Origin of the sequence: Pseudoblastomonas marina, from assembly GCF_034374265.1 — a bacterium.
In the GTDB taxonomy this organism is placed as follows: Bacteria; Pseudomonadota; Alphaproteobacteria; order Sphingomonadales; family Sphingomonadaceae; genus Alteriqipengyuania_A; species Alteriqipengyuania_A marina.
In genome coordinates, this window is the sequence record NZ_CP139718.1 from 1954305 (window position 1) to 1980608 (window position 26304).

Consider the following 26304-nt stretch of genomic DNA (forward strand, 5'->3'; position numbering starts at 1 on the left):
TCAGCCCTTCCAGCCCCAGAACAGGCGGCAGGGGAGCACGTTGAGCGGTTCGAAGCCGCTGTCGATCCGCGCGAAATGCGGGGCCATGAAATCGCGCGCGGCGGCGGAGAACTGGTAGACCAGGAAGGCACCGCTTTTGCGGATCACGCGGCCGGTCGCGGCGGCGATCCGCTCGCCCACGCCGTCGGGCAGGGTCGAGAACGGCAGGCCCGAGAGCACGTAATCGGCATGGTCGAAACCGTGCGCCTTGACGATTTCCTCGACGTCCTCGGCCGAGCCGAGCACAGCGTGGAAGCGGCTGTCGGTGATCGTGCGCTTCAAATAGTCGATGTAGAGCGGGTTGGTGTCGATCACGATCAGCGTGCCGTCGCGCTTCAGCCGGTCGAGCACCGGCTGGCAGAACGTGCCCACACCCGGTCCGTACTCGACGAACAGGTCGCACTCGTCCCACTTCACCGGGTCGAGCATCTTGTTCACGGTGAACCGCGAGGAGGGAATGATCGAACCGACCATGACCGGCTCGCGCACGAAGCCCTTGAAGAACACGCCCCATGCCCCGAGGCTGCGTTCGATCCTGCGGCGCAACCCGCTACCCGGCGCCTCGCGCGCAATATCTCGACCCGACATTCGATCTCCCTCGAAAACTTCGGCGGTTTGGTGGCAGCTTGCCTCCGGCGTTGCAAGCATGCGGGGGAAGGCCTAGCCGCTTTTTTGCATGGCAGATAGCAACCCATCTTCTCCCCGTTCGGAGTGGCCGGACAAACCGCCAACTGCCGAGGCGCCGCGAGCCTCGTTACCCAAGGACCGAATGGCGGTGCTGTTCATGGTCATGCTGGTGACCGCCGCAGGCAACACCGCGATGCAATCGGTGATGCCGTCGATCGGCACCGCATTGGGGGTTGCCGACGTCTGGATCAGCCTCGCATACAGCTGGTCGGCGCTGCTGTGGGTGGCCACCGCTCCCTACTGGGCCGCACGCTCGGACCGGCGCGGCCGCAAGGCGATGATGGCGCTGGGCATGATCGGCTTCATCGCCAGTTTCGCGCTGTGCGGCGCGGTACTGTGGTTCGGGCTCAAGGGCCTGCTCGGCGCGACCGCGACGCTGCTGCTCTTTGCTGCCTTCCGCTCGTTCTACGGCGGGCTGGGATCGGCCGCGCCACCGGCGGTGCAGGCCTATGTCGCCAGCCGCACGCCGCGATCCGACCGCACCCGCGTGCTCGCGCTGATCGCTTCCTCGTTCGGACTAGGCACGGTGATCGGCCCCGCGATCGCGCCGCTCCTGATCTTCCCCGTGGTCGGGCTGACCGGTCCGTTCATCGCCTCGGCGCTGATCGGCGTGGCGATGCTTGTCGCGCTGCGCCTCATCCTGCCCAATGACGATCCGACCTACGCCGCACGCGGCCGGGTGGTCGCCGCTCCCTTCAGTGCCGCCTCCAACGCGCAGCTGCGCGAAGCCGACGACGAGCGCGAAGACCGGCCCGTCGGTGCCGAGCCCGATCCCGATCCGCCCAAACTCTCATGGCGCGACCGACGGCTTCGCCCTTGGATCGTCGCCGGGCTGGTCGGCGGACACGCGCAGGCAGCCGTGCTCGGCATCATCGGCTTCCTCATACTGGACCGGCTCGGGCTGCGTGCCACGCCCGAATTGGGCGCGGCTCCCACCGGGCTCGTGCTGATGGCGGGTGCCTTCGCGACGCTGGTGGCGCAATGGGGCCTGATCCCCACGCTCGACCTCGGTCCGCGCGCCTCGACATTGTGGGGCGTGGGGCTCGCGCTGGTCGGGGTGCTGGTGGTCGCGGTGGCGGACGACCTGCACACGATCGCGCTGGGGTTCTCGCTCGCCTCGCTCGGCTTCGGCCTGTTCCGCCCGGGCTTCACCTCGGGCTCCTCGCTCGCGGTATCGCGCGCCGAGCAGGGCCAGGTCGCGGGAATCGTCGCCTCGACCAACGGAGCCGCCTATATCTTCGCGCCCGCTCTGGGTGTGTTCCTCTACAACCAGCACGTCTGGCTCGGCTTCGGTGCGATCGTCGCGCTGTGCCTGGCCGTGCTGCTGCTCGGCTGGCGCTCGATGGAGCGCGACGAGGAATTGGTTGCGCGGGGCTGATTTGTAGGAATCATTGCCGGGTGCGTTAGCCGGCGAAGATCACAACAAGTCGAACACCTTTTCCTGCGGGCGGCACAGCGCGACGCCCTTCTCGGTTTCGACCAGAGGGCGTTCGATCAGGATCGGATCGGCCGCCATCGCTTCGAGCACGGTATCCGCATCGGCATCGGGAAGTCCGCGTTCCTCGGCGTCGGTTCCGCGCAGGCGCAGGCCCTCGTTGGGGGTCATTCCGGCATCGGCGAACAACTGCGCGAGCTTGTCCCGGCTCGGCGCATCCTTGAGATATTCGACCACCGTAAGCTCGACGTCGTCGCGGTCCTCGAGGATCGCCTTCGTCTTGCGCGAGGTGCCGCATTTCGGGTTGTGCCAGATCGTCGCCTTCATCGATTTTCTCCCAGGTCGGATTTGCCCTCGCCCCTAGCGCGACAAGTTTTTCACGCCAACAGCGAGACTTTGGTTGCAACTGATAATCGCTCGCAATAGAGGCTTGCGAGCGATTCGCAATTACTCATCGACCCAAGTTCAGAAAGTCCCCCGCAAGTGCAACTTCGCAATTCCCGCTCCGCCGCCTCGCTGCTCGCCCTTTCGATCGCCACCCTCGCCTCGCCCGCGATGGCCGACGAGGCGGCTGAAGCCGCCGCGCCGGTCGTCGCCGATTCGAACGACGTCGACCCCGAATACGCGCCCGGCAACATCACCATCGTCGGCAAGCGCGAGACCTATTCGGAAGAAGACGGATCGACCGCGACCAAGACGCCGACCCCGCTGATCGACGTGCCGCAGACGATCAGCGTGCTGACCGAGGACCAGCTCGACGACATGAACGCGACCCGGCTCGACCAGGCGCTGCGCTTCGTCCCGGGCATCAGCCTCGAAACCGGCGAAGGCCATCGCGACGAGGTGTTCATCCGCGGCCAGGAAACCACCGCCGACTTCTATCTCGACGGGCTGCGCGACGACGCGCAGTATTACCGCCCGCTCTACAACGTCGAGCGCGTCGAGGTCCTCAAGGGCCCGAATGCGCTGATCTTCGGCCGCGGCGGCGGCGGCGGGGTGATCAACCGCGTCAGCAAGGTCGCCAATCGCGGCGACGCCTTCACCGAGTTCGAGGGCTCGGTCGACACCTTCGGCGCGTTCCACGGTGCGGTCGACGCGAACCTGCCCTTCGGCGAGGATAGCGGCGCGCGCATCAACGCGATCTACGAGGAATTCGACAGCCACCGCCAGTTCTACGGCGGGCGCTTCTTCGGCATCTCGCCGACCGCCACCTTCGGTCTCGGTCCGGACACCCAGCTGACCCTCACCTACAGCTATGACGACGACGAGCGCGTGACCGATCGCGGGGTCCCCTCGCTGAACGGATTGCCGATCGCGGGCTATGACGAGACGCTGTTCGGCGATCGCGATTTCAACCGCGCCTCGGCGCAGGCCCACATCGCCCGCGCGCGCCTCAACCACGAATTCTCCGATGCGCTTTCGGCCAACGCGTCGCTGCAATTCGCCGATTTCGACAAGGTCTACGCCAATGTCGTGCCGTCGTCGGCGACCGCGACCACCGTCACGCTGGGCGGCTACCAGGACCAGACCACCCGCCAGAACTGGATCGCGCAGGGCAACCTCGTCTACCAGATGCAGGGCGACGGTTTCGGCCTGACCCTGCTCGGCGGTGTCGAGGCGAGCTGGCAGGACACGCGCAACGGCCGCAACGGCATCAGCTTCGCCACCGCGACGGGCCCGGCCTCGAGCGTCACCGTGCCGCTGGCCGAAACCCTCACTCTCCCGGCGGTCTCGACCACGCCGCTGATCCGCGATCGCGCCTCGGACCTTTCGACCCAGTCGGCCTATGCGCAGGCGCAGTTCGATATCGGTACGATGGTGGACCTCATCGCGGGCGTCCGGTTCGATCGCTTCGATCTCGAAACCACCGACCTGCTCGGCACCGGCGGCACGCTCGCGCGTGAAGACGAACTGCTCAGCCCGCGCGTCGGCATCGTCTTCCACCCGGCCGAAAGCGTTTCGCTCTACGCCAGCTACGCCGAGAGCTTCCTGCCGCAATCGGGCGACCAGTTCTACGCGCTGTCGCCGACCACCGCGACGCTCGAGCCGGAGAAATTCGATAACTTCGAAGTGGGTGCGAAATGGGCCCCGGCCGCCGACCTGCTGCTGACCGCCTCGGTGTTCCAGCTCGACCGTTCGAACACGCAGGCCGCCGACCCGGCCAATCCGGGCCTGACCGTGCTGACCGGCGCGAGCCGCGTGCGCGGGGCAGAGCTGGCCATCGCGGGCGAGATCGCCGAGCGGCTGCACGTCAATCTCGGCTACACCTATCTCGACGGCGAGATCACCTCGGACAGCGATTTCGCGGCAGCCGGCACCCGCCTGCAGCAGCTGCCCGAGCATCACTTCGCCGCCTGGGCGCGCTACGACATCACCGACAAGTTCGGGATCGGCGGCGGCCTGATCGCGCAGTCGGACCAGTTCGCGAGCTTCAGCAACGCCGTGACGCTGCCCGGCTACACGCGGGTCGATCTCGCCGCGTTCTACAACCCGACCGAGCGGCTGTCCTTCCAGCTCAATGTCGAGAACGTGTTCGACGAGACCTATTACGCCTCGGCGCATGGCGACAACAACATCCAGCCCGCGCGCCCGGCCAACGCCTCGCTGACCGCACGCCTGCGCTTCTGAAGCATCGACCGCTAGGCGGGATCGGACCCCGGCGCCGTTTCGAACCCCGGCGCCGGGGTTTCTTCTGCCTGCTCGCGGCGCGGAAGCCGTTGCCCGCTGGCGCGCAGGATCGCGCGCCTGATCCGCGGATAGGCCCCGCAGCGACAGATGTTCGGGATCGCCGCGGCGATGTCGTCCTCGCTCGGGCGCGCGGTCCGGTCGAGCAGCCCGACGATCGCCATCACCATGCCCGGGCTGCAGAAACCGCACTGGATCGCGCCTTCGTCCACCAGCGCCTGCTGGACCGGGTGCAGCCCGCCGCGCGACAGGCCCTCGATCGTCTGGACGAAGCGCCCTTCGGCCTCGCCCAGCGTGACCAGGCACGAGCGCAAGGCGGTGCCGTCGACCAGCACCATGCACGCGCCGCAATCGCCGTTGCCGCAGCCATACTTGGCGCCGGTCAGGTTGACGGCATCGCGCAGCGCCCACAGCAGCGGGGTCTGCGGATCCATCTCGATCGCCAGCGGTCGGTCGTTGATCGTGAGCGGAATGGCCACCATGGCTGCCGGGGCGCGGCGCCCTATTCCTTGTAGCTCGGGTCGATCCGATCCATCTTGCGCATCCACGCGCCGAAATCGAACAGCCCCGCGCCGCTATCGCCCTGCATCACCTTGAGGTCGCGCTGGTGGACGTCGAGCACTTCCTGCGGGACGTGGAGCGGCTGCCCCATCGACAGGGTCGCGACCTGGATCTCGCAGGCGCGCTGGAGCGCCCACATCGTCTGGAACATCTGCGGGATCGTCTTGCCGATCACCACGGGGCCGTGGTTGCGCAGCATAAGGATCCGCTTGTCGCCGAGGTTATCGAGCAGGCGATCGCCCTCCTCGGGGCGGATCGTGACGCCTTCGAAATCGTGATACCCGATCTGGCCGATGAAGCCGCAGGCGTAGAAATTGGTCGGCTGGAGGCCTTCTTCCATGCTGCACACCGCCATCGTCGCGGTGGTGTGGACGTGGCAGATCGCGTGTGCATCCTCGATATGGCGATGGAAATGCGCGTGCTGGGTGAAGCCCGCACGATTGACCGGATAATTGCCCGACAGCGTGTTGCCGTCGACGTCGATCTTGACGAGGTTCGACGCGGTCACCTCGTCGTAGAGCAGGCCGAACGGGTTGATCAGGAACGCCCCGTCCTCGCCCGGGACCTTCACCGAAATGTGGTTGTAGATCGATTCCGACCAGCCGAGATGCTCGAAGATGCGATAGCAGGCGGCGAGCTGGACCCGCGCCTCCCATTCCTCGGGGCTGCAATTGTCCTGCGGACTCGCTGCGGTGGCCATGATCAGTTCTCCTCTGCGCAAAGGCATAAGGGCTTGCGGTGACGCGCTCAAGCACGCTTGCGGCCCGGGCGTGCGCTGCCTAGGGCAAGTGGCATGACAGACGACAAGAAGAACAAGTCCGATATCGCGGACGACAGCAAGTTCTACCACGCCTCGCAGGAGGCCGAATTCGCAGACAAGGCGCCGCACGGCACCCCGCAGACGCGCCACCCGGCTTATCGCCTCGCCTTCCGCGACACCGATTTCCTGCTGCGCGAGGAATTGCGCCCGGTGCGCTTCCAGCTCGAGCTGCTGAAGCCCGAAATGCTGCTCGACGAAGCCGGCGTCGGCTCCACGCTGGTGATGTACGGTTCGGCCCGCATCCCCCCGCCCGAGGCGGCGCAGGAAGCGCTCGACGGCGCCAAGGACCTGCCCGAGGACGAGCGCCGCGTGGTCGAGAACCTCGTCAAGAAGAGCAAGTATTACGCCGAGGCCTACCAGCTCGCGAAGATGGTCAGCGAAAAGGCGATCATCGAGGACGGCAAGCGCCAGTTCGTGATCACCAGCGGCGGCGGCCCGTCGATCATGGAGGCGGCGAACAAGGGCGCGAGCGACGCCGGCGCGGAAAGCATCGGGCTCAACATCATCCTGCCGCACGAGCAGGCGCCCAATCCCTACGTGACGCCGTATCTCTCGTTGAACTTTCACTACTTCGCGCTGCGCAAGATGCACTTCCTGCTGCGCGCCAAGGCGGTGGCGGTGTTCCCCGGCGGCTTCGGCACGTTCGACGAATTCTTCGAACTGCTCACGCTGGTGCAGACCGGCAAGATGAAGCCGATGCCGATCATCCTGTTCGGCAAGGAGTTCTGGAACCGCGTGGTAGACCTCGACGCGCTGGCCGACGAGGGCACGATCTCGAAGAAGGACCTCGACCTGATCACCTGGTGCGAGACGGCGACCGAGGCGTGGGACGCGATTGCGAAGTTTTACGGGATCGAGGGGTGATTGAAAGGTCCGCTTGCGATCCGATTGCGGACATTGATGTCGCGCCGTAGTTTTGCTCCGTGATAGCGGGAGAGGCACGATGAGTATCGGCGGCTGGGCGAAATCAATCTTTAGGATTGGATACGGAGCATTCTTTGTAATTGTCGGCCTTTACGGCAGCTATTCACTTCTTTCGGGAGGCGGTAACCCTTTCGATGTGCGGCCCGGACCCGGTGCCGACTTTCAAAGGGCTTTGGAAGAAACGAGATTTGTGGTTCCTGTGATGCTGGCTTGCTTCATCTTCGGAGGCTCCGCTCTGTTTTTCAATCGCACAGCTCCGTTGGGGATCGTAATTCTTGCCCCCTTTGTCGTGGTGATATTCGGCTATCATTTGTTGCTCGGAGGAAGCGTGACTTGGGCCCTTTTCTGGGCGGGTGGACTTCTCTTCCTTGCTTACGTGTTTCGAGCCCGACTGGGCATTCTAGCGGGTTTGTCATGGGACAACGAGAACGACAGCTAGCCACCCATCTGGGGACGCGTTCACCGAGATAGGCTAGTGCCGGGAACAGACGGTCGGGTAACGACCCGATTGCGGACGCTAAACTTATGCGGCCGCCTCATGACTGCACTTTGACATTTGCGTTAGTCCAAGTAATTTCGGACTCTCGATAGGAGTCCCGACAGCTTGATGCGTGCACAGTGAAGAAGTCCATTGGCCTCACATTTTTGTATCTCCTGTGTTTCGCACTTAGCGGCGAAGGCTCGTTGATGGCAGAAGTGAGAGGAGTTGATGATCGACGCCCGCTAAACCCCCAAGCCTATTCTATCTACGGTCAAGCGATGGGTGTCATCTATTGTAAAAATCGTCAGACAGGTGCTTTTACCGCCTCATCCGCAACAGTGGTCAATAGCCGTCGACAACTAGTTGGATCAGGCCACTTCCTCGGAGACGATGAGAAAACTGGGCCCCGGTTCACTGCAAATCAATGTGTTTTCAGAATATATAATTCTATTCAAAATAAAGTATTTGAAAGCAAAATCTCGTCATTCGAAATATTTCAACAAATTGCCACCATCGTGCTTGAGGATGAGGTGCCAAGAGACGTAATGGTGCATGATCCGGTAAGGCCTCTCCTATTGCGAGCAGACGAGCGTTTCCTGAAAAAAGGAATTGAGTTGATCGCACATCACGAAGATTTGGACGCGAAGACGACCTACACATCAGGGGAGTGCGAGCTAATGCCGTCCTTACAGCGGGGGGCGCCCTTCTTTAGCCATCTCTGTGACGAAAACGGCGGTGCCTCGGGTGGCGCCTTTATTCTAGTGCTAGGCAATCAAGTTAGCATTGTTGGGGTCGACGTAGGCGAATATTCCAGCGTCAACTTTGGCCAATTCCTGGATGAGCAAAGTGTCCGTTCGCTGATAGAAAATCGCCCGTGAGGGTCCGTAAGTATCGCTTGCACCGGCTGGTCTGTTATCTCCCCATACCACAACTGTGAACCTTTGCCTCCACACAGATCCAGTTTGTCCAAGATGCCAAAATAGACTTGGGTGATCTGAATGTCGGCTTTCCACCCAATAGCAGCCATCCCTCTCAAAACCATTTTCCTACCCGCACGCGCCCGACGTAACCTCGGCGCGTGTCCCACCCCCCCGCCCATCGTATCCGCCGAAAGCCGCCCTTCTTTCGGCCCGTGCCGTTGCGCCATCGGCGCGACGGGTGGAGCGAGCTGCGGCAATGCACCTTCCTCGCCGAGCTCTACCTCACCGGATCGGTGACTGCCGCAGCGCGGGCCGTGGGGATGTCGCGGATGAGCGCCTATCGGCTGCGGCGGCGCGCGGGGGCGGAGAGCTTTGCCTGCGCATGGGATCATATCTTCGCACTGCCCGGCATGGGGAAGATGGCGTGCCCCAAGACCGATTGGCGGAAGGTTACGAATCCAACGCTGATGGAGCGGGTCGAGACGGGCCTCGTCCAGCCCGTGCTCTATGCCGGAAAGCTCACCGCGATCCGCCGCAGGCCCGACAATTCCGCGCTTTTAAGGGTCTTGCGACGGCACGATGCGCTGTGCGAGGCGGTCGCGCGCGGGAGTGCAAACCGGTGAGCGGGGAGTTTTGCAAAACCCCCCGGTCGGTGGTCCATGGGCACTCCCTTTCAGCGCACGCCCTGGTGGCCGAGCGGGCCATTGCCCTTGCCGAAACCCGGCGCGGCGAGGATCGCCTTGCGGGTGAACTGGCGGCCGAGGCGCACCGCGTGTTCGAGCGACTGGCCGTGGCCGAGCAGCGTCGCGATCGCACTAGACAGCGTGCAGCCCGTCCCGTGGGTGTGGCGCGTGTCGATCCGCTCGTCGTCGAAGCTCGCGGCCTTGTCCTCGGTCACGAGGATGTCCTGCAACCGATCGCTTGTCCCGTGCCCGCCCTTGGCGAGCACCGCGCAGCCATGCCGGTCGCGCAGCACCTGCGCCGCCTCGGCCACCGCGACCGAATTGCCGGGCGACATGCCGGTCAGCGCGGCCAGCTCGGGCAGGTTGGGCGTCGTGACCGTGGCGAGCTCCATCAGCCGGGCGAAGGCTGCGATCGTGCCCTCGTCGGCCAGCGCCGCGCCGCTGGTCGCGACCATCACCGGATCGAACACGATCGGCACGGCGAGCTTGTCCATCTCCTCGGCCACGGCGCTGGCGATCGCCGCCCCGCCGAGCATGCCGATCTTGACCGCATCGACCCCGATATCCTCGACGCAGGCCGCGATCTGCGCGCGCACGAAGTCGGGCGAGGACGGCGCGACGTCGCGCACCCCTTGCGTGTTCTGCGCGGTCAGCGCGGTCACCGCGGTCATCGCATAGCCGCCCAGCATGGTGACGGTCTTGATATCGGCCTGGATGCCGGCGCCGCCCGAAGAGTCCGAGCCGGCGACGATCAGGATGCGGGGAGGAGGTTTGCTGGCCATCTTAGATTGTCATCCCCGCGCAGGCGGGGACCCTGGGTCGCCTTGCGCCACGCCGCCCTCGATTCCCGCCTGCGCGGGAAAGACGAGATCGGTGCGAAGTCATGTCTTGTGACGCCGCTCGGTGCTGGCCGGGTACTTCGCCAGCAAGTCCGGCGCGCGGGTGGGGCGGTCGAGCAGTTCGCCGCCGCAATTGGGGCATTGCTCGTCGAGCGCCTCGGCGCATTGCGCGCAGAAGGTGCATTCGAAGCTGCAGATGAACGCCCCTCCCAGATGCGCCGGCAGGTCGGCCCCGCAGCGCTCGCAATCCGGTCTCAGCTCCAGCATTCAGCCCGCCGCCTTCTCGACCGCGCCGCAGATCGTATCGACCACGTCCTCGACCGTGTCGGCATCGTCGCCTTCGGCCATCACGCGGATCACCGGCTCGGTGCCCGAGGGACGGATCACGACCCGGCCCTTGTCGCCGAAGCGGCCCTCGCCCTCGGCGATCGCGCGCTTGACGCTGTCGGCTTCGAGCGGCGCGCTGCCCGAGGGGTACCGGACGTTCTTGAGCACCTGCGGCACGGGGTCGAACAGGTGCAGCAGCTCGCTCGCGGGCTTGCCCGACTTCACCAGCGCCGCGAGCACCTGCAGCGCCGCGACCGTGCCGTCGCCGGTGGTGGCATGATCGAGCAGGATCATGTGGCCCGATTGCTCGCCGCCGACATTGTAGCCCTTGGCCTTCATCGTCTCGAGCACGTGGCGATCGCCGACCTTGGTCCGCACGAGGTCGAGCCCCTTGCCTTGGAGGAAGCGTTCGAGCCCGAGATTGGACATCACCGTCGCCACCACGCCGCCGCCGCGCAGGCGCCCGTCGGCGGCCCACTGGCTGCCGATCAGCGCCATGATCTGGTCGCCATCGACCTTCTCGCCCTTCTCGTCGACCACGATCAGCCGGTCTGCATCGCCGTCGAGCGCGATCCCGATATCGGCGTTCGCCGCCACCGTGGCGGACTGGATCGCCTCGAGATGGGTCGAGCCGACATTGTGGTTGATGTTCTTGCCGTTGGGATTGGTCCCCAGCGTCACGACCTGCGCGCCCAGCTCCCAGAACGCCGAGGGCGCGACCTGGTACGCCGCCCCGTTCGCGCAATCGACCGCTATCTTGAGCCCGTCGAGCCGGATATCGTTCGACAGCGATTGCTTGACCGCGTGGATGTAGCGCCCCCGCGCATCGTCGATCCGCCGCGCGCGGCCGACATCGGGCGCATCGGCCAGCTGGCAACCGCTGGCGAGCAGCGCCTCGATCGCCGCCTCGTCCTCGTCCGAGAGCTTGAACCCGTCGGGGCCGAACAGCTTGATACCGTTGTCTTCGTAGGGGTTGTGGCTGGCCGAAATCATCACGCCCAGGTCGGCGCGCATCTCGCGCGTCAGCATCGCGATCGCCGGGGTCGGCAGCGGCCCCGTCATCACCACGTCCATCCCGACGCTGGTGAAGCCGGCGACCATCGCGCTTTCCATCATGTAGCCCGACAGCCGCGTGTCCTTGCCGATCACGACCCGGTGCCGGTGATCGCCGCGCAAAAAGTGGCAGCCCGCCGCCTGCCCCACGCGCATCGCCATGTCGGCGGTCATCTTGTCCGCATTGATCCGGCCGCGAATCCCGTCGGTGCCGAAATATTGTCGTGCCATCGTGCCTGCTTGCCTGTCGTTCGTTCGATCTGCGCCGCTACATGCTCGGTTTCGCGGGCAAAGTCACGGGGTGCGAAAAATCGCGCTTGCAACCGTGAGCCACTTCATGCGTTGGTAGGGTGAAGGCGGGCGCGAATGCGCGCGCCCGACCCGGAATCCCGCGACCCACACAAGACTAAAGAGACGGAGATCTCATGGCTTTCGACCTTATCCCCCTGCCCTTCGCCGACGACGCGCTCGACCCCGCGATTTCGGCGGAAACCTTTTCCTATCACCACGGCAAGCACCACAAGGCCTATGTCGACAAGACCAACGCCGCGATCGAAGGCACGGCCCATGACGGCAAGAGCCTGATCGAGGTCATCTCGGTCGCGCGCGGCAGCGATCAGGGCCTGTTCAACAACTCGGCCCAGACTTGGAATCACGGCTTCTACTGGCACTCGCTCACCCCTTCGACCGACGGCCCGAGCGGCGACCTGAAGGCGAAGATCGACGACGCCTTCGGTTCGCTCGAGGAGCTCAAGAAGACGCTCAAGGAAAAGGGCGCCGGCCACTTCGCCAGCGGCTGGGTCTGGCTGGTCGACAATGGCGGCAAGCTCGAAGTCGTCGACAGCCACGATGCCGACACGATCGCCGATGGCGACAAGAACCCCCTGCTCGTGATCGACCTGTGGGAACACGCCTATTACCTCGACCACCAGAACGCGCGCCCGAGCTATCTCGACGCGGTGGTCGACAACCACCTCAACTGGGATTTCGCTGCCGACAACCTCGCGCGCGGCAGCACCTGGGCCTACCCCGGCTGATCCGGCGCAACGCTTGATGAACGGCGCGTCGCCCACCCGGGCGGCGCGCCGTTCCTATGCGGGGGGCCTGTCGGGCCGCGGTTCGGGCGCGGGCTCGGCCGGGGCGTTGGGGAACAGCGTCTCGCCGAATGCGAAGCCCAGCAGGTTGGGCTTTCCGATGTGCTGGAACAGCGCCTTGAGCGTGATCACGATCGGCACCGACAGCAGCGCCCCGACCACGCCCCAGATCCACGCGAAATAGCTGATCCCGATCAGGATGATCACCGGGTTGATCGTGAAGCGCACGCCGAGCACCGAAGGTGTAACCACGTTGGCCTCGACCGTGTGCAGGCCGACATAGGCGAAGGCGGGAATCAGCGCGACGAGGATGTTGCCGTCGGTAGAGAGGCCGTAGAGCGTCAGGAACACGGTCATCGCAAGCGGACCCAGATAGGGCAGGAAATTGAGCAGCGCTGCCAATCCGCCCCACATCAACGGCGCCGTCATCCCCAACGCCCAGGCCCCCAGCGCGACGATCACGCCGACCGCGAAATTGATCGTCGCGACGGTGGCGAAGTATTGCGCCACCCGGTCCTGCACGTCGCGCAATACGCGCGCGGCCTTGAGGCTCGCGCCGTAATCGCTGCGACCGAGCAGCAATTGGCGCCGCCAGCGCCCGCGCGCCTCGATCATGAAAAAGGCCATCAGGAAGGTTACCAGCGTTTCGACCACGACCGACGGCGTGGCGAGCGCGAGCTGCTGGATCAGCGAGGGGCTGGCGACCACGACCTGGCGGTCGTCCTCGCTGCCGAGCACGCGTTCGAGCTGGGCGGCGGCATCGGCCAGCCACGCGAACGCACCGCGCAATTGCATCACGCGTTCCCCGACCCGGGCGAGGAAGGCCGGCAGCGTGTCGATCAGGTCGAGCGCCGGTTGGAGGATCGTCAGCAGGGCCGCCACCAGCAGGGCGAGAAAGATCATCACCGCGAGCAGCGAGGACAGGATGTTGGGTACGCCCCACCCGCTGAAACGGTCGGCCAACGGCGAAAGAATGATCGTGAGGATGATCGCGGTGGTGACCGGCAGGAACACCACCGAGCCGATCGACAGCACGAACGGAAGGGCGAGGAACAGGCCGATGCCGAGCATCAGGACCAGCGCCGAGATCAGGCGCAATTCCTGTTCGGCGAGCAGGCGCCGCGTCGGCGGCGCGCCGGTCGAGGGCGCGGCCTTGTCTTCCGCAGTCGGATCCGCCGGTTCGTCGGCCATTATGCGCCAGGGCTCCTCGGTTCGCGCGGGGACCGCGCGCGCCCATCAATGCGCGGCACGGACAGGCGTTACAAGCGCTTAATTGGGCTTGCGATGCCGCTTTTCCGCCTGTCCTTGGCGGTATCGAGTACGGCGCCGGCCTGTTCGAGCAATCGGGGGATCGTCGTCTCGGTCGCTTTGGGCGCGCGGGCGCTCGATTCATCCTGTTTCGTCATCATGCCTCTCACCGATGTCGGTGAGCAGAAAATGGCCGACAGCGAAATTCAGTTCCCGCCGGTGACCCCGTCTCCCGCCGCGACATCGTCGAGCTCTTCGAGGATCGCGCGGTGCGCACCGGCATCGTCGAGCGAACGCTTCGGGATGTCGCCATCGGCCAACATCGAATTGAGTGCCGCGCGCGCACGACCGACCCGGCTCTTGATCGTGCCGATCGCGCAGCCGCAGATTTCGGCCGCCTCCTCGTAGGAAAAGCCACCCGCGCCGACCAGCAACAGCGCCTCGCGCCGCTCGGGCGGGAGCGTCAGCAGCGCGCGATGCATGTCGGACAGGTGGAGCGGATCCTCCTGGCCCGCCGGGGCGGTCAGGATACGCTCGGCGACATTGTCGTCATATTCGCCGCGGAAGCGGTTGCGCCGCATATCGGTGAGATAGGCGTTCCTGAGGATCACGAAGGTCCAGGCGCGCATCGACGTGCCCGGTTCGAACCGCTCCTGCGCTGCCCACGCCTTCATCAGCGCTTCCTGCACGAGGTCGTCGGCCATGTCGGGGCGCCCGCAAAGGCCGCGCGCGAATGCGCGCAGGTGCGGAATGACGGCTTCCAGCTCGCGCTTGAACGCGGCCGCGTCTTCGGCTGAGCGCTTGCTCATTTCTTGGGTGCGTCCAGCTTGTCGAGGAGGTCCTTGAAACTCGGCGGCAGCGGTTCGTCCACAACGTCGTCGTAAAGATCGCGCAAGCCACGGGCCCAGTCGGGCTGTTTCTTGCGCGGGGTGCCGGACTTGTCCGGTGTCTTGTCCTTGGGGGCCATAATGTGGCTGTTATCCGTCCTTGATCCATTTTCGCGGGCGAAAACCCTCCACCCGCCGTGGCATCGCCGAAGCGCCTGCCTTACGTGTCACCTTCGGTGCGCGCTGTCGGAACGAAATGCAAGGTTCGCGGTTCCCGCAAGTGACTGTATGCCCGAAAAGGCCGGGCTGGGCGTGCGATGTGAGGGCGAAAGGCCGAATAATCAAAATCGATGGCTGAGTCCTACCCCAAGAACCAACGTAGCCGGCGCGCAGCGCGCTGGTACGTGCGCTATCCACGCGCGGCGCCGATCGGGATGTTCATCATCATCCTCGCGATCACGTTGATGGCGGTCTACGCGATCGAGCGGAGCGAGGACGAGCGGGTCGCGGCGCAGACGACGCAGATTGCCGAGACGCTCGGCTCGCGGCTTGAATCGCAATCCTTGACGGCGGTCGCCTATCTGCGCGCGGGGGCGGCATTCGTCGCCAGCGAGGACGATCTCGATGCGCCCGCCTTCGAAACCTTCTTCACCGAAATGCGCGAAGATGCCCGCTATCGCGGGGTCGTCGGCATCGGCTGGGCCCCGCGGGTGGCAATTACCGAAATCGAGCAATTTGAGGAGCAGATGCGCGAAGCGGGGCGCTCCAACTTCATGCTCGATCGCGATGCCGATGCCACGCGCGACTTCATCGTGCCGGTCCGCTTCGTCAATCCGGCAACGCTCGGCAATCGGGCGCTGGTCGGTTACGACCTTTCCTCCGACCCGGCGATCGCCGCAGCGCTCGACCATGCCGAGCGCACCGGGCGCTCGACCGCCAGCGGCCCGATCAATCTCGGCAACACGCCCGAGGGCGACCAACGCACCGGCTTCATGCTGGTGATGCCGGTATTCGACGACGAGTTCGGTTTTCGGGCGCTGCGCGGTTTCGTGTTCAGCCCGTTCGAGGCGCGTGGTTTCCTCGAGGACGCGATCGCCGCCGAATCGCTGCAAAACCTGTCGGTCGAGGTCTACGACGCCGAGGGAGAAGAGCGCATCGAACTCGCAAGGGGTGGCACCACGATTGAAGGCGGCGGGGTGCAACTCGCGAGCGAGACGATCAACGTTTCAGGCCGCGATTGGGATATCGCCATCGCCCAGCCCGCGGCGGGTCGCCTGTCCAATCTTGCCCTCGCGACGCTGCTGTTCGGCTTGCTCGCCTCGATCATGATCGTCGCGATCACCCGCCTGCTCACCGCGCAGGCTACCGAAGACCGCGAGGCGCTGGTCTGGCTGCAGGAGCAGAACGCGATCCGCGACACGCTCACGCGAGAACTCAACCACCGGGTCAAGAACACGCTCGCCAACGTGCTCTCGATCATTTCGCTTACGCGTCGCCGGGCCGATGATCTCGACGATTTCGCCGACAGCCTGGGCGGGCGCATCCGCGCGCTGTCGGCGACCCACGACCTGCTTACCCAATCCGATTGGGGTACGACTCCGGTGGGGTCGGTGATCGAAGCCGAAATCGCGCCCTATCGCCAGGGTCACGACATGCAGGTCCGGCTCGACGGACCCAAGGTGGAACTGGCCCCGAACGATGCATTGTCGCTCGGGCTCGCGATCCACGAGCTGGCGACCAACGCCTCCAAATACGGTTCGCTGAGCGTGCACGACGGCGAACTGGACGTGACTTGGGAACTGGTCGCGCAGGACCTTGTGCGGGTGAAATGGCGCGAGTCGGGCGGGCCGAAAGTGGCCCCCGACGACAAGCGCGGCAGCGGCTTCGGGACCGAGCTGATTAGCAAGATCGTCGCGCACGAATTGCGCAATCCGGTCGACCTGCAATTCGATGCCCGCGGGGTTCGCTGCACGCTTACCGTCCCGGTTCGCACCCCGGCCGAATTCGGGCTGCGCGCGCCGCGCATGCCCAAGCCCCCCGAAGAAGCATAAACCCGTTGCGCAAAGAAAACGGCCGGCGCGCGATCCGCGCACCGGCCGTTTCGGCTTACTTTTCCTGCTTCGACGTCAGTCGTCGTTGGCGTTGAAGAACAGCGCCTGGCTGATCGCTGCGCGAACGGTCGATTCCTTGAACGGCTTAGTCACGAGATAGGTCGGCTCGGGACGGTCACCGGTGAGCAGTCGCTCGGGATAGGCGGTGATGAAGATCACCGGCACGTCGCCCAGCGCGAGGATATCGTCGACCGCGTCGAGGCCCGAGCTGCCATCGGCCAGCTGGATGTCGGCGAGCACGAGGCCGGGGCGCTTTTCCGCGACCACTTCCTGCGCCTGGGTGCGCGTGGCGGCGGTGCCGCAGATCTCATGGCCGAGATTCTTGACCAGGTCTTCGAGCTGCATCGAGATCAGCGGCTCGTCCTCGATGATCAGCACGCTGGTTGCGCTCTCCCGGTCGATTTCCTCGATCGCTTCCTGAACGAGGCGACGCACGTCGGCTTCGTCCATTTCCATGATCTCGGCCGCTTCTTCGTCGGAGAAATCCTCCAGCGTGGTGAGCAGCAGGGCCTGGCGGCTGACCGGGGTGGCGGCGGATAGGCTCGAATGCGCGGCATTGGCCGGCTCGCCCGCGCCACTTTCCTCGCCGGCATCGATATAGGCGCTCGCCCAGACCTTGTTGAAGGCGCGGTAGAGCGGGACGCGACCACCGCTGAGCGAATCGCGCAGATGATCGTCTGAAAGTGCGGCCTCGAGCGTGGCGCGCACGAAGGCATCGCCGGTCGCCTGCGACCCCGTCAGGGCACGGGCATAACGACGCAGGTACGGCAGGTGTGCGGCAATTTCTTCGCCAATCGACATATTCGGTAATTCCCTTCCCGGGCTTTTCTGGTCCGCCGTCTGAACGCACCTTGGCCTTCGGCGTTCCCGCCGGGTAGCGAATAGCGCTGCGCAGGGAAAGGTCTTTGCCGCCATCCGGACCGGGTCTCTGAATTTGCTTGACCTTTTGCGGCCTATTGTCTGTGACGAATGCTCGAAGGAGGGGGCAGTTGGCGAATTCGCATTCGATCCGTTCGGACCGAAATCACTGGGTGGCGTGTAGAGAGTGTCCGCTCGATCAGTGCGAAGGCCTGCGCCCGCACGATGCCGAAAGCGTCCGTTATCTCCAGGAATTCAAGGAAGGCGAGTTATCGCTGACGCGCAGCGGCGCGCTGCTCAACCAGGGCGCGCCCAGCCCGCATATCTACACCCTGCTCGACGGTATCATGATCCGGCAGGTCAAGCTGGAAGACGGCAGCCGCCAGATCGTGAACTTCATGTTCCCCGGAGACCTCGTCGGGCTCCAAGCGGCGATCGACCAGGACATGGAACACTCGGTGGAGGCGCTTACCGACTGTCGGCTGTGCGTCTTCCCGCGCGACCGCTTCACCGACCTCGTCACGCGCTTTCCGCGCTTTTCCTACGACGTGATCTGGCTCGCGGCGAAAGAGGAATCGGCGCTCGAAAGCCATCTCGTCGCGCTCGGCAAGCGCAACGCGCACGAACGCGTGGCCTATCTGGCACTGTACCTGGTGCAGCGCGGGATCATGACCGGTCTGGCCGAGGCGAATGGCAGGGCCCGGCTCGAGATCCCCATCACCCAGCGTCAGATCGCCGACATGTTGGGCCTGTCGCTGGTTCACACCAACCGCACGATGCAGGCGCTGCGCCAGTCCAACCTGCTGCACTGGGACGGCGATGGCATCACGATCGAGGACATGGAGGCGGCGTGCGATTACGCGAAGTTCGACGGTCTCGACGACAAGCCGCGCCCGTTCCTCTAACCGCCTCATATCCAAGGCCGATCGAAATTTCTGGCAAAAAATTCGCGGCGGCGGGAACCCCTTTTCTGCTCGCTCATTAAATCACTGTCACCGCCGAGACCCCCCTCCCGTCCAAGCGGCTGGTGATACGATCCCGAAAGGCCTCCATTCGTTCGAATGGAGGCCTTTTTTTCGGCTGAACCCAGTCGAATCGGGGAGGTGAAAGGGTCGCATGCGCCAGCCTGTGCGGCAGTGGCGCAATTCAGCGGCGGCGGGCGATCACTTCGCGCAGTCTTGCGAGCACACCGCCGCCCGTCTTGCGCTGGCGCTCGATCGCGTCGACCAGCTCCTGCGCATCGTAGGGCTTTTCAAGCACGATGCCGAGTTCCGCGACTTCGGCGGGGATCGCTTCGGGCGCACCGGTGGCGAAGATGAAGACCGGCGGGCGCGGACCGAGCTCGGAGACCAGTTCGGCCACCGTCCATCCGTCGCTTCGATCGGCGAGATGGACATCGAGCACGATCGCATCGAAACTGTTTTCCTCGAGCGCCTCGAGCGCATCCTGCGTGGTAGGTGAAATCGTCACCTGTCGCGCACCGCGGTCGGTCAGCGTCGCCTCGAGATTGAGCGCCAGCACCGGATCGTCCTCGACGACGAGGACGGCGCCGAGATCGACTTTCTTCCTGGTGCTGTCCTGCTTGCCCATGTGGCGACCCAAATCCCGGTTCCGGAGCGGTCCTTGCCGCCTGGTTCTGCAAACGCCCCCTACCCAGCCTCGTTCCCGCAAACCCGGGTCCTAGAGGGATTTTTCGTAGATCAAGTATTCGCGGTTGACGAAACTGTCGATCGCCTCGGCGATCGCGATCATGCCCTTGTTGTCCTCGAGGATCCAGCCAATCTCGCCGCGGGTCGCGCCATAATTGGCGATCGAGTTGCGGCGAATATATTCGATCATCATGAAGGCGAGCTGGCTCGCCATGCGCGAGCTCTGCAGGCGCTTGAGCACGCCCATCAGCGGCACGCGCATCGTCGTGACGCGCGGGCGGCGCAGCCAGCGCAGCATCTTGAGCCAACCGAACGGCCACAACGACCCCTTGAGCGGCGCAATCGCCTCGTTGGCGTCGGGCAGAGTCATCATGAAAGCCACCGGTTCGCCTTCGAGCTCTGCGATCATGATCAGGTCCTCGAACACCAGCGGCTTCAGCTTCTTGCCGGCATAGGCGATCTCGGCCTCGGTGAACGGCACGAAGCCCCAATTGTCCGACCACGCATCGTTGAGGATGCCCATGATGATCGCCGCGTCGCGCTCGAAGTGCCGCTTGTCGACCTTGCGGATCCGGATCTTCTCGTTGCGCTCGCCCGAGGCGATGATGCGCTGGAGCAGCGGCGGAAAATCCTGGGTGATGTCGAGCTCGTAGGTCAGCAGCGATTTGGCTCTGCGGTATTCGAGTCCTTCGATCCAGGCCTGGTAGCGGGCATCGTCGTGCCCCATCATCACCGTCGGTGCGTGGTCGTGCCCCTTGACCAGCAGGCCAGGCTCTTCCCACACCGACATCGACAGCGGAGCGAGCACGCGGGTCATGCCCTGTTCGCGCAGCCATTGCTCGGCGCGGCGGATCAAGGCGACTCCCACCGCTTCGTCCACCGCTTCGAACAGGCCCCAATTGCCGGTACCAGGCCCCATGCCCTGTTCGGGCGGCTGCGCGAGTGCGAGTTCATCGATATGAGCCGAGATGCGCCCGACCACATCTCCGCCGCGGCGGGCGAGGAAGAATTGCACCCGCGCATGGTCGAAGAACGGGTTCTTCCCCGGCGTCAGCAGTTCGCGCATTTCGCTGCGCAACGGCGCGACCCAGTTCGGATCCGATGCGTTCAGGCGATAAGCGCAATCGATAAAGGCGGCGAGGTCGCGCTTGCCGGATACGGGTTGGATGCTTATTTCACCGGCCATCGAGCCCTCTCGTTCAGCATGGGTTAGCCCTGTGTTTGCGATGGCTTGCTTGTCAAGCGAGGGAGCAGCAAGCTACGCCGCGCAAGACGGATTTCGAGACATGGCAACGACACAGAGCACCAACCTCGCCCAGGATGGCCTAGCGAAGCGCAGCATGCGCGACATCGCGTGCGCGCCCCTGCCCGATGGAAAGCCCGATGGCCGGATCGCCGACGACAAGGCCATGCTGCGCGCCGCGCGCGAACTGACCAAGGACCTCGGCGAGGCCAATCCACGCATCTACTGGCCCGACATGCTCGCTTGCGTGATCATCGGCTACGGCGCGATGGTCGGGGCGATCCTGGTCGAGAATGTCTGGGCCGCGCTCGGCCTCGCTGCCGTTTCGGTGCTGGCGATCTATCGCGCGCTGATGTTCATCCACGAATTGAGCCATATCCATCGCAATGCCCTGCCCGGTTTCCGCACCGCGTGGAACTGGCTGGTCGGAGTGCCGATGCTGACCCCTTCCTTCATGTATGAGGGCGTCCACACGCTGCACCACAACCGCACGCGCTACGGCACCAAGGAAGATCCCGAATACCTTCCCCTGGCGCGGATGAAGTGGTGGTCGCTACCGCTGTTCGTGCTGATCGCGCTGCTTGCGCCGCCGGCCTTGCTGCTCCGCTTTGCCGTGCTCAACCCCCTGAGCCTGGTGGTGCCGAAGCTGCGCGAGATCGTGTGGCAGCGTTTCTCGGCGCTTTCGATCAATCCCGACTTCCGCCGTCGCCCCCCCGAAGGCGATTTGAAGCCGCGCGTGCTGAAGCAGGAAGTGGGCGGTACGCTGTGGTCGTGGGCCCTGCTCGCCAGCATCGCCCTGCTCGGCTGGAAGCCGTTCCTCGTCGCTCTGGCGATCTTCTCGACCGTCGCGGTGTTCAACCAGGTCCGTACGCTGGTGGCGCATCTGTGGGAGAACGAGGGCGAACCGATGACGGTGACCGCGCAATATCTCGATTCTGTCAACGTCCCGCCGCCCTCGCCGCTGGCTGCGATCTGGGCGCCGGTCGGCTTGCGCTACCACGCGCTGCACCATTTGATGCCGTCGATGCCCTATCATTCGCTGGGCGAGGCGCATCGCCGGCTCAAGGCCAATCTTGAAGCGGATTCGACTTATCACGGCGCCAACCATCCTGGGCTGCGCCCGCTGGTGATCCGCCTGTCGCGCGCGACCATGAGCCGCCGCGCCTAGAATCCATAGAAAACGCCGCCCGGTAGGACCGGACGGCGCTCTCCTGCATAATCGGATTATTATTCGACTTCGATCTCGGCGGAGGGGTTGCCATCCGCATCGACCGAAACGCTGGTGTCGCCATCGCGGACATCGGCGCGCACGCCGTTTTCGTCCACCCCGACACTCACGCCGTCGCCATCGACTTCGGGCTGGGTCTGCACGGTGTCGACGGCGCCGGAATCGATCGGCGCGGTTTCGGCCTCGCCCACGGTGGTTTCGGTTTCGGTCGCTTCGTCGGCATCGGCGCAGGCGGCAAGCGACAGTAGCGAAGCCGCGGTGGCGGCAGCGATAATTTTCTTCATCGACGGTCTCCTGTTTGGTCGTCGGTGGGAAAACACTCGTCCGGCAACTTCCGTTCCGGAATATGTCAAAAAAAAGGCAAGGCCCGACGATCAATCTAGGAATCGCACCATCGCGATCCGTTCGTGCGACTTGCCGAAGCTTTCGTTTTCCTCCTCCAGCAGCTGCGCCAGGCGCGGCCATGCGGCCAGATCCTCGATCCGTTCGAAGCCGAGCCGGGCATAGAAGGGGGCGTTCCACGGGACCTGTGCGAAGGTGGTGAGCGTCAGGCACTGGCAGCCGGCATTCGCGGCATCGATCGCGCAGGCTCGCACCAGTCCGGACCCGATGCCGTGCCGCTGGAAATCGCTGGCAACAGACATTTCCCACAGATGCAGTGCGCGACCGAAACGTTCGGCGGCAACGAAGCCGGCGATCTGGTCATCCACCAGCGCGGTCAGGCAGTGTCCCTTGGCGATCAGCAGCCGGTGGCGCTCCTCGGGTATCGACCAGCCATCGACCAGCGTTTCGAGCCCCTCGATCTCGCCGAATGCCTGCGCCGCGCTGTGCTCGACCGCGGGAAAGTGGCTCGCATCCCCGGGGCGAGCGAGACGCAGCGACCAGTCGTTCATTCCTCGGTCCGGATGAGGAGCGTCTCGCCGATCAGGAAGAACAGCAGGAACGGGGCCCAGGCCGCAACGAAGGGCGGGTAGGCCCCGAAATTGCCCATCGCCAGCGCGGCGTTGTCGACCACGAAATAGGCGAAGCCGAGCATCATGCCGATGATCGCGCGCACGAATAGCTGGCCCGACCGCGCGAGCCCGAAGGCCGCGATCGCCCCTAGCAGCGGCATGAGGAAGGCCGAGAGCGGCCCGGACAGCTTGTGCCACCACTTGCTTTCGAGTTCGGCGGTGCGCCGTCCGGCATCGGACAGCTCTCCGATCGCGCCGCCGAGATCGGTGAGCGACAGCGCGTCGGGATCGATCCGTCCGAGCTCGGCCTGGCGCGGCGACACACCCTTGGCGATCCGCACCGGGTCGATCGGGATTTCCTGTGCCGCGGCGACATCGAAGCGCACCGGATCGTCGAGCAGCCAGCCCGGATTGGCATAGGTCGCGGCGGGGGCGCTGATCTTCTCGGTCACGCGGCCCTCGGCATCGCGGCGATACCATTGCACGCCGCGCATGCGGATGTCCTCGCCCGTACCGGCCAGCACGCGCGCCGAGAGGATGTTGTCCCCGTCGCGCAGGTAGACATTGGTGCGGACATCGGAATCGGGCGCCACCGGGCCGTAATCCTCGGCCTGCCAGGCCGACAATGCGGCCGAGGAGCGCGTCACGATTCTTTCGTTGAAGGCGAAGCTGATCACCGACACCGCGAGCGCCGCAAGCAGCAACGGGGCGAGAATCTGGTGCGCGGACAGCCCGGCCGCCTTCATCGCCACGACTTCGGAATTCTGGTTGAACGTCGCCAGCGTGATGATCGTCGCCAGCAGCACCGAATAGGGCAGGAAGCGCGCGACCAACTGCGGCATGCGATAGCCGATGTAGCGCAGAAGCTCGCCCTGGCCGTTGCCTTCGTAGGCCAGCACTTTCGAGCTTTGCGACAGCAGGTCGAGTGCCTGGAGCACCAGCACCAGCATCACCAGCACCGCCGCGATGCGAACCACGAAGGTCCGGGCGAGATAAAGCGTCAACGTCTTCGACGGGAAGAAATCAAGCTGCATGGCCGGTCTCCTCCTGCTCGGCGGCGATCGCATCGTGCCGCGTCATCGCCTCGGACCTGCGGCGGCGACGGAACTTCGACTTGATCCACTTTACCAGCTTGGCGAACACGGCCTCGAGCCCGTCGATCGCCTGTGCGCCGGGCACGAAGGCCGTGCGATAGTACATCCAGCAGATCAGCGCGGCGAAGATCACGCAGGGCAGCCACAGCGCAACCAGCGGATCGACCCGCCCGAGCGCGGCGATCCCCCAGCCCCACTCGTTGACCTTGTGGTAGGCGACCACCATGACCACCGCGACGAACACGCCGAGCGCGCTGGTCGATCGCTTGGGCGGGATCGCGAGCGAGAGCGCGAGCAGTGGCAGGAAGATCATCATTACCACCTCGACCAGGCGATAGCTGAAATTGGCCTGGATCTCGGTCCGCGTCTGTTTGTCGGTGGTAGGGCTCCAGCCGATTTCGAGCAATTGCGGCAGCACGTATTCCAGCTCGTCGCCACCACGCTCCCGGAAACGTTCGAGCGCGGGGAGATCGATCGGCAGGTCGTGGAGCGAGAAATTGAGCACGCGCGGACTGGCATCCTCGACCTCCTGGATGATCTGCCCGTCACGCAGGCGCAGCACGATCGTGTTCCGGTTTTCCTCGAGCCGCAGGAACCGCCCTTCCGCTGCGGAAATCGAGAGATCGCCTTCCTCGCTGTTCACCCGCGCGAACACCCCCAACAGACGGCGGCCTTCCTCCTCGCTGCGTTCGATCCGCAGCGCCGTCTTGTCTTCGATCGTGACGAATTCGCCGACCTTGATCGAAGCCCCGAGTGCGCCCGACGTGAGCTCGAATTCGAGCTCTTCGTAATAATAGCGCGACAGCGGCTGGAGCCAGCCAACCACGGCGAGGTTCACAGCCATCATGGTCAGCGCGATCGCATAGGGCATGCGCAGCAGTCGGCCATATGACAGGCCGACTGCACGCATCGTGTCGAGTTCGGAACTGACCGCGAGCTTGCGGAAGGCCAGCAGGATGCCGAGCAATACGCCGAGCGGGATCGCGAGCCCGGCATATTCGGGCATCAGATTGGCCAGCATCTTGAAGACGATGTCGACCGGACCGCCCTCGCTGGCGACGAAATCGAACAGCCGCAGCATCTTGTCGAGCGTCAGCAGCGAGGCCGCGAGCACGAACACGCCGATCATCGGCACGATCACGAGCCGGAAGATATAGCGGTCGAGGGCGGGAATGAAGGTGAACACGCTTCCGGGCGGCTGGAGGATGATGTCGCCTCCCTAATCCGTCAGGCTGCGTTCGTCACCTGCCAGTTATGCTAGTGCGCGCAATCAGGCCTTTTCGAGCGTGCACTGGAGCGGGTGCTGGTTCTGGCGAGCGGCATCCATCACCTGGTTCACCTTGGTCTCGGCAATCTCGTAAGGGTAGATGCCGCAAACGCCCACGCCCTTCTGGTGGACCTGCAGCATGACTCGCGTCGCCTCTTCCATGTCCATGCCGAAGAAGCGCTTCAGGACCATCACGACGAATTCCATCGGGGTGTAATCGTCGTTCAACAGCAGCACCTTGAACTGGCTCGGCCGCTTGGGCTTGGCGCGCGTCTTGGTCGCGATACCGGTTTCGTCGTCGGTATCGGGCCCCTGCGGGGGCTTGCTCGCGGCCAGGATGGTGCTGGGATCGATCATTACCGGTGGCGAATATCTTATCGAAGCGAAGAAAGACAAGGGGCTGCCCTCGAGGCGCGGCCCTAACGGACTGCTATCGCGGCGAAGTGTTGCCGAAACGCAAACAGGCCGGATGGCGTGCGCCACCCGGCCTGCGGTTCATGCAGCGTCCGGCGGGGAGAGGAGTCGCCGGAAGGGCCGCACTAACTCGGGGGAGCAGGTCGCTCAGGCGACCTTGCGTGCCTTTTCGACCGCGATCGAAACACGATCCTGGATCGGCGCGAACGCTTCGGTGGCTAGCTTGGTCCACGCTTCGACGTTCTTCGAGGTCTGCGCGACCATCGCGTCGAAATTGCGCGAAGCGATCTTGCTGTTGAGCTGGACCAGTTCGCTCGGGCTACGCACGGCGGCGTAGTCCTTGGCGTCGGCGGTCATGGTCGAGACGGCTTCACGGCCGTTTTCGACCGCGCCCTTGGCCATGCCCTGCACGCCTTCAGCGAGGATCTTCCCGCTGGCGACGACGGCTTCGACGTTGCCCTTCGAGAATTCGACGGCTTCGCCGGCATATTCACGGGTCTTGTCGTAGGCGCCCTGCGCACGGGTCGAGAGGTCGGCGAACATGGCCTTGGCCTGGTCCGTCGCGGTGTTCTTGGTGGTCTTGGTCTGCTTCGTAGCCATTTTCGGCTCCTTGGTCTTCGTTGATTTGGAGGAGGTTTTCTTCGCTGCGGGCGTCTTCGCCTTTTTCGGCGCAGCCTTTTTCGCAGCGGGCTTCTGCTTCGGCTTCGAGGCCGCTTCGACCGCGGCATCGATTTTCTTCATATCCGGCTTGGCCGGAACGTCGGTCGCGACGGCCTCGGTCACCTTTTCGGCAACCGGCGCATCGGCTTTGGAATTCTGGTCGGCCATAGTGCCTCGCTTGACTTGGATCTGCCCGACGCCCGG

General features: G+C 64.7%; 29 protein-coding genes. 10 read left to right on the forward strand and 19 right to left on the reverse strand.

The features are described 5' to 3' along the window. Positions 1 to 627: a class I SAM-dependent methyltransferase gene (locus T8S45_RS09655; RefSeq protein ID WP_322293564.1), complete on the reverse strand. Its 627-nt coding sequence runs from the start codon at positions 625 to 627 to the stop codon at positions 1 to 3. A 181-nt stretch (positions 628 to 808) separates the two neighbouring features. On the opposite strand from T8S45_RS09655, the gene T8S45_RS09660 reads away from it, so the two are divergent. After that, the gene (locus T8S45_RS09660; RefSeq protein WP_322293565.1) at positions 809 to 2104 is read left to right on the forward strand and encodes an MFS transporter; all 1296 of its coding nucleotides are present in this window, start codon (positions 809 to 811) and stop codon (positions 2102 to 2104) included. 39 nt (positions 2105 to 2143) lie between these two features. Here T8S45_RS09660 and T8S45_RS09665 read toward each other — a convergent pair whose 3' ends face one another. Beyond that, positions 2144 to 2488: an arsenate reductase family protein gene (locus T8S45_RS09665; RefSeq protein ID WP_188642605.1), complete on the reverse strand. Its 345-nt coding sequence runs from the start codon at positions 2486 to 2488 to the stop codon at positions 2144 to 2146. A 156-nt stretch (positions 2489 to 2644) separates the two neighbouring features. Between T8S45_RS09665 and T8S45_RS09670 the strand changes: the two genes are divergently transcribed. After that, positions 2645 to 4789 carry a TonB-dependent receptor gene (locus tag T8S45_RS09670; protein ID WP_229658166.1) on the forward strand — a complete coding sequence of 715 codons (2145 nt, stop codon included), beginning with the start codon at positions 2645 to 2647 and terminating at the stop codon, positions 4787 to 4789. Between the two features lie 11 nt (positions 4790 to 4800). Here the strand turns inward: T8S45_RS09670 and T8S45_RS09675 are convergent, their stop codons facing one another. Then, the gene (locus tag T8S45_RS09675) at positions 4801 to 5328 is read right to left on the reverse strand and encodes a (2Fe-2S)-binding protein (RefSeq protein WP_322293566.1); all 528 of its coding nucleotides are present in this window, start codon (positions 5326 to 5328) and stop codon (positions 4801 to 4803) included. Positions 5329 to 5348: 20 nt separating this feature from the next. After that, entirely contained in the window at positions 5349 to 6107 is a 759-nt protein-coding gene (locus tag T8S45_RS09680) for a class II aldolase/adducin family protein (RefSeq protein WP_322293567.1), read from the reverse strand. A 93-nt stretch (positions 6108 to 6200) separates the two neighbouring features. Between T8S45_RS09680 and T8S45_RS09685 the strand changes: the two genes are divergently transcribed. The 4 genes from T8S45_RS09685 (at position 6201) to T8S45_RS09700 (ending at position 9175) form a co-directional block, all read left to right on the forward strand. After that, positions 6201 to 7091 carry an LOG family protein gene (locus T8S45_RS09685; RefSeq protein ID WP_322293568.1) on the forward strand — a complete coding sequence of 297 codons (891 nt, stop codon included), beginning with the start codon at positions 6201 to 6203 and terminating at the stop codon, positions 7089 to 7091. Between the two features lie 79 nt (positions 7092 to 7170). Beyond that, a complete protein-coding gene (locus tag T8S45_RS09690) occupies positions 7171 to 7590 on the forward strand; it encodes a hypothetical protein (protein WP_322293569.1) in 420 nt (139 codons plus the stop codon). Between the two features lie 179 nt (positions 7591 to 7769). Then, positions 7770 to 8510 (forward strand): hypothetical protein, encoded by a 741-nt coding sequence (locus tag T8S45_RS09695; protein ID WP_322293570.1) that lies wholly within the window; start codon positions 7770 to 7772, stop codon positions 8508 to 8510. Positions 8511 to 8764: 254 nt separating this feature from the next. Next, positions 8765 to 9175 (forward strand): hypothetical protein, encoded by a 411-nt coding sequence (locus T8S45_RS09700; protein ID WP_322293571.1) that lies wholly within the window; start codon positions 8765 to 8767, stop codon positions 9173 to 9175. 50 nt (positions 9176 to 9225) lie between these two features. Here T8S45_RS09700 and thiD read toward each other — a convergent pair whose 3' ends face one another. The 3 genes from thiD to glmM form a co-directional block, all read right to left on the reverse strand. After that, positions 9226 to 10017 carry a bifunctional hydroxymethylpyrimidine kinase/phosphomethylpyrimidine kinase gene (gene thiD, locus T8S45_RS09705; RefSeq protein WP_322293572.1) on the reverse strand — a complete coding sequence of 264 codons (792 nt, stop codon included), beginning with the start codon at positions 10015 to 10017 and terminating at the stop codon, positions 9226 to 9228. A 99-nt stretch (positions 10018 to 10116) separates the two neighbouring features. Beyond that, complete coding sequence (locus tag T8S45_RS09710) at positions 10117 to 10341, reverse strand: DUF1272 domain-containing protein (protein WP_188642612.1); 225 nt, start codon at positions 10339 to 10341, stop codon at positions 10117 to 10119. Next, positions 10342 to 11685: a phosphoglucosamine mutase gene (gene glmM, locus T8S45_RS09715; protein WP_188642613.1), complete on the reverse strand. Its 1344-nt coding sequence runs from the start codon at positions 11683 to 11685 to the stop codon at positions 10342 to 10344. Between the two features lie 194 nt (positions 11686 to 11879). On the opposite strand from glmM, the gene T8S45_RS09720 reads away from it, so the two are divergent. Next, positions 11880 to 12491, forward strand: coding sequence for a superoxide dismutase (locus T8S45_RS09720; RefSeq protein ID WP_322293573.1), 612 nt, complete (start codon positions 11880 to 11882; stop codon positions 12489 to 12491). Positions 12492 to 12545: 54 nt separating this feature from the next. Here T8S45_RS09720 and T8S45_RS09725 read toward each other — a convergent pair whose 3' ends face one another. The 3 genes from T8S45_RS09725 to T8S45_RS09735 all read right to left on the reverse strand — a co-directional run bounded on the left by T8S45_RS09725 (position 12546) and on the right by T8S45_RS09735 (position 14763). Then, positions 12546 to 13739, reverse strand: coding sequence for an AI-2E family transporter (locus T8S45_RS09725; RefSeq protein WP_322293574.1), 1194 nt, complete (start codon positions 13737 to 13739; stop codon positions 12546 to 12548). A 263-nt stretch (positions 13740 to 14002) separates the two neighbouring features. Further along, on the reverse strand, positions 14003 to 14605 hold the full coding sequence (locus tag T8S45_RS09730) for a sigma-70 family RNA polymerase sigma factor (RefSeq protein ID WP_188642617.1): 603 nt from the start codon (positions 14603 to 14605) through the stop codon (positions 14003 to 14005). Then, on the reverse strand, positions 14602 to 14763 hold the full coding sequence (locus T8S45_RS09735; RefSeq protein ID WP_188642618.1) for a NepR family anti-sigma factor: 162 nt from the start codon (positions 14761 to 14763) through the stop codon (positions 14602 to 14604). The genes T8S45_RS09730 and T8S45_RS09735 overlap by 4 nt, the downstream gene beginning before the upstream one ends. 210 nt (positions 14764 to 14973) lie before the next feature. Here T8S45_RS09735 and T8S45_RS09740 point away from each other — a divergent pair, with 210 nt between their 5' ends. Further along, complete coding sequence (locus tag T8S45_RS09740) at positions 14974 to 16674, forward strand: CHASE domain-containing protein (RefSeq protein WP_322293575.1); 1701 nt, start codon at positions 14974 to 14976, stop codon at positions 16672 to 16674. A gap of 75 nt (positions 16675 to 16749) precedes the next feature. Here the strand turns inward: T8S45_RS09740 and T8S45_RS09745 are convergent, their stop codons facing one another. Next, positions 16750 to 17535 (reverse strand): response regulator, encoded by a 786-nt coding sequence (locus T8S45_RS09745; RefSeq protein WP_322293576.1) that lies wholly within the window; start codon positions 17533 to 17535, stop codon positions 16750 to 16752. Between the two features lie 188 nt (positions 17536 to 17723). Between T8S45_RS09745 and T8S45_RS09750 the strand changes: the two genes are divergently transcribed. Then, the gene (locus T8S45_RS09750) at positions 17724 to 18497 is read left to right on the forward strand and encodes a Crp/Fnr family transcriptional regulator (RefSeq protein WP_322293577.1); all 774 of its coding nucleotides are present in this window, start codon (positions 17724 to 17726) and stop codon (positions 18495 to 18497) included. 241 nt (positions 18498 to 18738) lie between these two features. Here T8S45_RS09750 and T8S45_RS09755 read toward each other — a convergent pair whose 3' ends face one another. Beyond that, complete coding sequence (locus T8S45_RS09755) at positions 18739 to 19182, reverse strand: response regulator (protein ID WP_188642622.1); 444 nt, start codon at positions 19180 to 19182, stop codon at positions 18739 to 18741. Between the two features lie 90 nt (positions 19183 to 19272). Continuing rightward, positions 19273 to 20427, reverse strand: a complete 1155-nt coding sequence (locus T8S45_RS09760; RefSeq protein ID WP_322293578.1) for a GNAT family protein — start codon at positions 20425 to 20427, stop codon at positions 19273 to 19275. A 154-nt stretch (positions 20428 to 20581) separates the two neighbouring features. On the opposite strand from T8S45_RS09760, the gene T8S45_RS09765 reads away from it, so the two are divergent. Further along, positions 20582 to 21652 carry a fatty acid desaturase family protein gene (locus T8S45_RS09765; protein WP_322295213.1) on the forward strand — a complete coding sequence of 357 codons (1071 nt, stop codon included), beginning with the start codon at positions 20582 to 20584 and terminating at the stop codon, positions 21650 to 21652. Positions 21653 to 21711: 59 nt separating this feature from the next. Here the strand turns inward: T8S45_RS09765 and T8S45_RS09770 are convergent, their stop codons facing one another. The 6 genes from T8S45_RS09770 to T8S45_RS09795 all read right to left on the reverse strand — a co-directional run bounded on the left by T8S45_RS09770 (position 21712) and on the right by T8S45_RS09795 (position 26268). Continuing rightward, positions 21712 to 21996 carry a hypothetical protein gene (locus T8S45_RS09770; protein WP_188642624.1) on the reverse strand — a complete coding sequence of 95 codons (285 nt, stop codon included), beginning with the start codon at positions 21994 to 21996 and terminating at the stop codon, positions 21712 to 21714. Between the two features lie 90 nt (positions 21997 to 22086). Further along, positions 22087 to 22605: a GNAT family N-acetyltransferase gene (locus T8S45_RS09775; RefSeq protein WP_322293579.1), complete on the reverse strand. Its 519-nt coding sequence runs from the start codon at positions 22603 to 22605 to the stop codon at positions 22087 to 22089. Then, the gene (gene lptG / locus T8S45_RS09780; protein ID WP_322293580.1) at positions 22602 to 23699 is read right to left on the reverse strand and encodes an LPS export ABC transporter permease LptG; all 1098 of its coding nucleotides are present in this window, start codon (positions 23697 to 23699) and stop codon (positions 22602 to 22604) included. The genes T8S45_RS09775 and lptG overlap by 4 nt, the downstream gene beginning before the upstream one ends. Further along, positions 23689 to 24945 (reverse strand): LptF/LptG family permease, encoded by a 1257-nt coding sequence (locus tag T8S45_RS09785; protein WP_322293581.1) that lies wholly within the window; start codon positions 24943 to 24945, stop codon positions 23689 to 23691. Before T8S45_RS09785 ends, lptG begins: the two co-directional genes overlap by 11 nt. A gap of 84 nt (positions 24946 to 25029) precedes the next feature. Further along, positions 25030 to 25383 (reverse strand): ATP-dependent Clp protease adapter ClpS, encoded by a 354-nt coding sequence (clpS, locus tag T8S45_RS09790; protein WP_188642628.1) that lies wholly within the window; start codon positions 25381 to 25383, stop codon positions 25030 to 25032. Positions 25384 to 25587: 204 nt separating this feature from the next. Further along, positions 25588 to 26268 carry a phasin family protein gene (locus T8S45_RS09795; RefSeq protein ID WP_322293582.1) on the reverse strand — a complete coding sequence of 227 codons (681 nt, stop codon included), beginning with the start codon at positions 26266 to 26268 and terminating at the stop codon, positions 25588 to 25590. Positions 26269 to 26304: the final 36 nt, after the last annotated feature.

What these genes read in the sequence shown, in the direction of transcription:
- T8S45_RS09660 (WP_322293565.1), top strand. Translation starts at nt 809, where the DNA reads ATGGCGGTGCTGTTCATGGTCATGCTGGTGACCGCCGCAGGCAACACC.
- T8S45_RS09765 (WP_322295213.1), top strand. Translation starts at nt 20,582, where the DNA reads ATGCGCGACATCGCGTGCGCGCCCCTGCCCGATGGAAAGCCCGATGGC.
- T8S45_RS09680 (WP_322293567.1), bottom strand. Translation starts at nt 6,107, where the DNA reads ATGGCCACCGCAGCGAGTCCGCAGGACAATTGCAGCCCCGAGGAATGG.
- T8S45_RS09775 (WP_322293579.1), bottom strand. Translation starts at nt 22,605, where the DNA reads ATGAACGACTGGTCGCTGCGTCTCGCTCGCCCCGGGGATGCGAGCCAC.
- glmM (WP_188642613.1), bottom strand. Translation starts at nt 11,685, where the DNA reads ATGGCACGACAATATTTCGGCACCGACGGGATTCGCGGCCGGATCAAT.
- T8S45_RS09675 (WP_322293566.1), bottom strand. Translation starts at nt 5,328, where the DNA reads ATGGTGGCCATTCCGCTCACGATCAACGACCGACCGCTGGCGATCGAG.
- T8S45_RS09655 (WP_322293564.1), bottom strand. Translation starts at nt 627, where the DNA reads ATGTCGGGTCGAGATATTGCGCGCGAGGCGCCGGGTAGCGGGTTGCGC.
- clpS (WP_188642628.1), bottom strand. Translation starts at nt 25,383, where the DNA reads ATGATCGATCCCAGCACCATCCTGGCCGCGAGCAAGCCCCCGCAGGGG.
- T8S45_RS09795 (WP_322293582.1), bottom strand. Translation starts at nt 26,268, where the DNA reads ATGGCCGACCAGAATTCCAAAGCCGATGCGCCGGTTGCCGAAAAGGTG.
- T8S45_RS09755 (WP_188642622.1), bottom strand. Translation starts at nt 19,182, where the DNA reads ATGGGCAAGCAGGACAGCACCAGGAAGAAAGTCGATCTCGGCGCCGTC.
- T8S45_RS09725 (WP_322293574.1), bottom strand. Translation starts at nt 13,739, where the DNA reads ATGGCCGACGAACCGGCGGATCCGACTGCGGAAGACAAGGCCGCGCCC.
- T8S45_RS09710 (WP_188642612.1), bottom strand. Translation starts at nt 10,341, where the DNA reads ATGCTGGAGCTGAGACCGGATTGCGAGCGCTGCGGGGCCGACCTGCCG.
- T8S45_RS09760 (WP_322293578.1), bottom strand. Translation starts at nt 20,427, where the DNA reads ATGGCCGGTGAAATAAGCATCCAACCCGTATCCGGCAAGCGCGACCTC.
- T8S45_RS09770 (WP_188642624.1), bottom strand. Translation starts at nt 21,996, where the DNA reads ATGAAGAAAATTATCGCTGCCGCCACCGCGGCTTCGCTACTGTCGCTT.
- T8S45_RS09730 (WP_188642617.1), bottom strand. Translation starts at nt 14,605, where the DNA reads ATGAGCAAGCGCTCAGCCGAAGACGCGGCCGCGTTCAAGCGCGAGCTG.
- lptG (WP_322293580.1), bottom strand. Translation starts at nt 23,699, where the DNA reads ATGCAGCTTGATTTCTTCCCGTCGAAGACGTTGACGCTTTATCTCGCC.
- T8S45_RS09740 (WP_322293575.1), top strand. Translation starts at nt 14,974, where the DNA reads ATGGCTGAGTCCTACCCCAAGAACCAACGTAGCCGGCGCGCAGCGCGC.
- T8S45_RS09735 (WP_188642618.1), bottom strand. Translation starts at nt 14,763, where the DNA reads ATGGCCCCCAAGGACAAGACACCGGACAAGTCCGGCACCCCGCGCAAG.
- T8S45_RS09685 (WP_322293568.1), top strand. Translation starts at nt 6,201, where the DNA reads ATGACAGACGACAAGAAGAACAAGTCCGATATCGCGGACGACAGCAAG.
- T8S45_RS09720 (WP_322293573.1), top strand. Translation starts at nt 11,880, where the DNA reads ATGGCTTTCGACCTTATCCCCCTGCCCTTCGCCGACGACGCGCTCGAC.
- T8S45_RS09665 (WP_188642605.1), bottom strand. Translation starts at nt 2,488, where the DNA reads ATGAAGGCGACGATCTGGCACAACCCGAAATGCGGCACCTCGCGCAAG.
- T8S45_RS09690 (WP_322293569.1), top strand. Translation starts at nt 7,171, where the DNA reads ATGAGTATCGGCGGCTGGGCGAAATCAATCTTTAGGATTGGATACGGA.
- T8S45_RS09745 (WP_322293576.1), bottom strand. Translation starts at nt 17,535, where the DNA reads ATGTCGATTGGCGAAGAAATTGCCGCACACCTGCCGTACCTGCGTCGT.
- thiD (WP_322293572.1), bottom strand. Translation starts at nt 10,017, where the DNA reads ATGGCCAGCAAACCTCCTCCCCGCATCCTGATCGTCGCCGGCTCGGAC.